The sequence below is a fragment of the Dietzia sp. SYD-A1 genome (genome assembly GCF_015356725.1).
GTDB lineage: Bacteria > Actinomycetota > Actinomycetes > Mycobacteriales > Mycobacteriaceae > Dietzia.
Genome location: NZ_JADDKI010000415.1, coordinates 1 through 5,309, shown reverse-complemented (window position 1 = coordinate 5,309; position 5,309 = coordinate 1). Strand labels below are relative to the sequence as shown.

Genomic DNA, 5,309 nt, shown 5'->3' with positions numbered 1-5,309 from the left:
CACCACCCCCGAGCCGGGTGCCCGCACCTCCTCCGTGTGCGCGGCCACCGGGAGCGCCGCGTGGGGGTCGCCACCCTGGGCGGCGACCATCGCGCGGAACGAGTCCATCGCCCGCCCGTCCCCGAGCCGTTCACGGGGGTCACCGTCGATACCCACCAGTGCCAGGGCCTCCCGCGCCAGCGCACAGGTCAGATCGACCATGTCGGAAGGGCCACCCCCGGCCAGGATCTCGACACACTCGGTCACCTCGAGCGCGTTGCCCACCGCGCGACCCAGCGGCGTGTGATTGGCGGTCACCAGGGCGCTGGTCCGGACCCCGGCCGACGTGCCGATCCCGACCATCACCCGCGCCAGTTCCTCAGCGTCCGCGCGCTCGGGCCGGAAGGCACCGGATCCGAACTTGACGTCGAGTACCAGGGCGCCGGTGCCCTCGGCGATCTTCTTGCTCATGATCGACGCCGCCACCATGGGGATCGACGGCACGGTCCCTGTGACGTCCCGCAGGGCGTAGAGGGCCCGGTCCGCGGGCGCGAGATCGGCCCCGGCAGCACAGATCACGGCCCCGGTCTCCTCGAGGATCCGGCGCCGGGAGTCGGCGTCCAGATCGGCGCGCCAGCCGGGGATCGACTCGAGTTTGTCCAGTGTCCCGCCCGTGTGACCGAGCCCGCGTCCCGAGAGCTGGGGCACCGCCAGCTCCCAGGTCGCCAACAAGGGTGTCAGGACGAGCGTCACCGCGTCTCCGACCCCGCCGGTCGAGTGTTTGTCCACCGTGGGAACGCGCCGACCGGCCCGGGTCAGACCGGACAGGTCCAACCGGGTACCGGACTCCACCATGGCGGAGGTCCAGCGCGCGATCTCACGGTCGGTCATGCCCCGGAAGTACACCGCCATCGCCAAGGCCGCCATCTGCTCGGGCGGGACGCGTCCTCGGGTGTAGCCGTCGACGATCCAGTCGATCTCGTCGTCGTCGAGCTCGTCGCCGTCGCGCTTGGCCTCGATGATCCGCACGGCATCGATGATGCGGCTCACGTCAGATCCTCCGGCCCGAAGGCGTCCGGCAGGAGGTCGGCGAGGCGGATCCGCCCACGGGACGTGTGGACCACCAGCTCCGGACCGCCGTGTTCGTGGAGGAGCTGGCGGCACCTGCCGCACGGCGCCAACGGGTCGCCGCCGGCCGTGACGACGACGATCTCGAGCAGTCGACCGCCGCCCGTGCGGTGGAGATCGGACACGAGCGAACACTCAGCGCAGAGGGTGAGCCCGTAGGAGGCGTTCTCGACGTTGCAGCCGGTCACGATCCTGCGCCCGTCCCGACCGGGTCCGGACGCCAGCGCGGCGGCCCCCACCCCCAATCCCGAGTAGGGCCGGTAGGCGTTCCGCGCGGCCGCGGTCGCGGCCTCGCGCAAACCGGTGTCGGCCTCGTTCCCCTGTGCTGCGGTTTCCTCGAACGACACCCTTTTCTACCCCTCGGTAACTTCGTTTAGGGTCCCCTTACAGGCATTACCCGTCCGGACCACGGTACCCACCCTGCTTCTCGTCCGCGGCCTGACAGGTCTAAAGTCCTAGTAGGCGCCCGCTGTGCTTTCGGGCAGGAACCGCGCGCCGATGGCACCACGCCCAGACGATTCGGAGGCACGACAAGCCCATGAGTACTGCGCAGGCGCCGGCGCGTCCGGCCCCCAATAAGAAGATCAGCATCTACAAGGGTGACCCGGGAATGTGGTCGTGGGTCGCGCACCGTGTCTCCGGCGTGGCGATCTTCTTCTTCCTCTTCGTGCACGTGCTGGACACCTCGCTCGTCACGGTGAGCCCGGAGACCTACAACGCGGTCATCGACTCGTACAAGACCCCGATCGTCGGGTTGCTGGAGGTCGGCCTGGTCGCACTGGTCCTCTTCCACGGGCTCAACGGACTGCGCATCGTCGCCATCGACTTCTGGTCCAAGGGCGCGAAATACCAGCGCCAGATGCTCTGGGCCGTCCTGGCGATCTGGGTCGTGGTTTTCGCCGCGGCGACCGCCCGCCTCCTCTTCCTTCTCTTCCAGCACATCTAAGGAGAACGATCATCATGGCAGACGCACCTGTTCTCCAGACGTCGTACGATCGCCCCGCCTCGCTCGCCCAGCCCCGCTCCCCGCGCCTGCGGTCACGAGGCAACTTCGAGCGGACCGCCTGGATCTTCATGCGCGCCTCGGGCGTCGCACTGGTCATCCTCACGTTCGGCCACCTCACCATGGGCCTCATGATCGACGAGGGTGTGCACAGGATCGACTGGGCCTACGTCGCCGAGCGTTGGCAGAGCCCGTTCTGGGCCTCGTGGAGCCTCCTCATGCTCTGGCTCGCACAGCTCCACGGCGCCAACGGCGTCCGGACGGTTATCGCCGACTACGCGCGCAAGGACTCGACGCGCTTCTGGCTCAATTCCCTTCTGGTCGTCGCGACCATCCTCGTTCTGGTCCTGGGTACCTACGCCATCTTCGGCCTCGCCTACGACATCTGATCGACGCCTGCGGACCGTTCCACTTCGAAAGCGAGCACTGAGAATCCCATGACCGATCGTCAGGTCCACCAGCACCAGTACGACGTGGTAATCGTCGGCGCCGGCGGCGCAGGCATGCGCGCGGCCATCGAGGCGGGCCCGCGGACCCGCACCGCCGTCCTCACCAAGCTCTACCCCACCCGCTCCCACACCGGCGCCGCGCAGGGCGGCATGTGCGCCGCCCTCGCGAACGTGGAGGAGGACAACTGGGAGTGGCACACGTTCGACACGGTCAAGGGCGGCGACTACCTCGTCGACCAGGACGCCGCGGAGATCATGGCCAAGGAGGCCATCACCGCGGTCATCGACCTGGAGAACATGGGTCTCCCGTTCAACCGCACGCCCGAGGGCAAGATTGACCAGCGCCGCTTCGGTGGCCACACCCGTGACCACGGGAAGGCACCCGTGCGCCGGGCCTGTTACGCGGCCGACCGCACCGGGCACATGATCCTGCAGACGCTGTACCAGAACTGCGTCAAGCACGACGTGGAGTTCTTCAACGAGTTCTACGTCCTCGACCTGTGCCTCACGGAGACCCCCGACGGGCCGGTCGCCACCGGGTGCGTGGCCTACGAGCTCGCCTCCGGCGACCTGCACGTCTTCCACTCCAAGGCCACCGTCTTCGCGACCGGCGGGTCGGGCCGGATGTACAAGACCACCTCCAACGCCCACACCCTCACCGGTGACGGCATGGCCGTGGTGTTCCGAAAGGGTCTGCCCCTGGAGGACATGGAGTTCCACCAGTTCCACCCGACGGGACTCGCCGGCCTGGGCATCCTCATCTCCGAGGCGGTCCGCGGCGAGGGCGGCATCCTGCGCAACGCGGACGGCGAGCGCTTCATGGAGCGATACGCCCCCACCATCAAGGACCTCGCGCCGCGCGACATCGTCGCCCGCTCGATGGTCCTCGAGGTGCGCGAGGGCCGCGGTGCCGGGCCCGACAAGGACTACGTCTACATCGACGTGACCCACCTCGGGGCGGACGTCCTCGAGGAGAAGCTGCCGGACATCACCGAGTTCTCCCGGACCTACCTGGGCGTCGACCCGGTCACCGAGCTGGTCCCGGTGTTCCCGACGTGTCACTACGTCATGGGCGGCATCCCGACCAACGTCAAGGGTGAGGTCCTGCGCACCAACGACGACGTGGTGCCCGGCCTCTACGCGGCGGGCGAGTGCGCCTGCGTGTCGGTGCACGGCTCCAACCGGCTGGGCACCAACTCCCTGCTGGACATCAACGTGTTCGGCCGCCGGGCAGGGATCGCCGCGGCGGAGTACGCCGCGGGTCACGACTTCGTCGAGCTCCCCGAGGAGCCCGAGAAGATGGTCCGCGAGTGGATGGAGAGCATGCTCGCGGAGCACGGCACGGAGAACGCCAACGACATCCGCACCGAGATGCAGGCGATGATGGACGACAAGGCGTCGGTGTACCGCACCGAACAGTCGCTCACCGAGGCCCGGGACGAGCTCCGCGCCCTCAAGAAGCGCTACGCCGACGTGACCGTCAGCGACAAGGGCAAGCGATTCAACACCGAGCTCCTGGAAGCCGTTGAGCTGGGCTTCCTCCTCGAGATGGCAGAGGTGACGGTGGTGAGCGCGCTCAACCGCAAGGAGTCCCGCGGCGGCCACGCCCGGGAGGACTACCCCGACCGCAACGACGACGAGTTCATGAAGCACACGATGGCGTTCAAGGACGGCCTCGGCCTCCTCTCGGAGGTCCGGCTGGACTGGAAGCCGGTCGTGCAGACCCGCTACGAGCCGATGGAGCGTAAGTACTGATGACCACCGCAGTCGACACCACCAAGGCCACCGACGGCAAGGACCCGGGCTCGAACCGTCCGGTGCCGCCCGGCTCCACCATGGTCACGCTCAAGATCGCCCGGTTCAACCCGGAGGATCCGGACGCGGCGGGCTGGAAGGAGTACGAGGTCCCGGCACTGCCGTCGGACCGTCTGCTCAACCTGTTGATGTACGTCAAGAACTACATCGACGGCAGCCTGGCGTTCCGACGCTCGTGCGCACACGGCATCTGCGGCTCCGACGCCATGCTGATCAACGGGGTCAACCGCCTGGCGTGCAAGGTCCTCATGAAGGACATGCTCCCCAAGGACGGCAAGTCCATCACCATCACCATCGCCCCGATCCGTGGGTTGCCGGTGGAGAAGGACCTGTACGTCGACATGGAGCCGTTCTTCAAGTCGTTCCGTGACGTCATGCCCTACCTCATCACGTCCGGGAACCAGCCGACGGCCGAGCGTATCCAGTCCCAGACCGACCGGGCCCGCTTCGACGACACCACCAAGTGCATCCTCTGCGCCTGCTGCACGACCTCGTGCCCGGTGTTCTGGGCTGACGGCTCGTACTTCGGCCCGGCGTCGATCGTCAACGCCCACCGGTTCATCTTCGACTCCCGTGACGAGGGTGCCGCCGAGCGTCTGGAGATCCTCAACGACGCGGAGGGTGTGTGGCGGTGCCGGACGACCTTCAACTGCACCGATGCGTGCCCCCGTGGCATCCAGGTGACCAAGGCGATCCAGGAGGTCAAGCGCGCCCTGCTGTTCGCGCGCTGACCCCCGGTCTCCCCTGCGGGGCCGCACCCTCCCGAGCGGAGGGTGCGGCCCCGCCGGCGTTCGGGGCAGGCGCCCGCCCGGGAAGGTCGCACAGCACGGTGACCACACAGCCCGGTGGGTCCGGCCCGGTTCCGGCCCGTCCGGACGTAGACTCGCTCTCCGTGACCCGCCCACGACGACCCCGGCCGCTCCGCGTCGCGGCCC

At 68.3% G+C, this 5,309-nt stretch carries 6 protein-coding genes; 4 read left to right on the top strand and 2 right to left on the bottom strand.

Features of this window, described 5'->3' with window-relative positions:
• A partial coding sequence (locus tag IY392_RS14985) for a thymidine phosphorylase (RefSeq protein ID WP_194861637.1) occupies positions 1-1,029 on the bottom strand: 1,029 nt, incomplete at its 3' end.
• On the bottom strand, positions 1,026-1,454 hold the full coding sequence (locus tag IY392_RS14980; protein WP_194861636.1) for a cytidine deaminase: 429 nt from the start codon (positions 1,452-1,454) through the stop codon (positions 1,026-1,028). The genes IY392_RS14985 and IY392_RS14980, both read right to left, overlap by 4 nt.
• Before the next feature lie 191 nt (positions 1,455-1,645).
• Here IY392_RS14980 and sdhC point away from each other — a divergent pair, with 191 nt between their 5' ends.
• Genes sdhC through IY392_RS14960 form a run of 4 tightly spaced genes read left to right on the top strand, consistent with a single transcriptional unit; the run spans position 1,646 to position 5,105 of the window.
• A complete protein-coding gene (sdhC, locus tag IY392_RS14975; protein WP_107755903.1) occupies positions 1,646-2,053 on the top strand; it encodes a succinate dehydrogenase, cytochrome b556 subunit in 408 nt (135 codons plus the stop codon).
• Positions 2,054-2,067: 14 nt separating this feature from the next.
• Positions 2,068-2,499: a succinate dehydrogenase hydrophobic membrane anchor subunit gene (locus tag IY392_RS14970; RefSeq protein ID WP_107755902.1), complete on the top strand. Its 432-nt coding sequence runs from the start codon at positions 2,068-2,070 to the stop codon at positions 2,497-2,499.
• A 48-nt stretch (positions 2,500-2,547) separates the two neighbouring features.
• On the top strand, positions 2,548-4,314 hold the full coding sequence (gene sdhA, locus IY392_RS14965) for a succinate dehydrogenase flavoprotein subunit (RefSeq protein ID WP_107755901.1): 1,767 nt from the start codon (positions 2,548-2,550) through the stop codon (positions 4,312-4,314).
• On the top strand, positions 4,314-5,105 hold the full coding sequence (locus IY392_RS14960) for a succinate dehydrogenase iron-sulfur subunit (RefSeq protein WP_017836676.1): 792 nt from the start codon (positions 4,314-4,316) through the stop codon (positions 5,103-5,105). The genes sdhA and IY392_RS14960 overlap by 1 nt, the downstream gene beginning before the upstream one ends.
• The last annotated feature ends 204 nt before the right edge of the window (positions 5,106-5,309 follow it).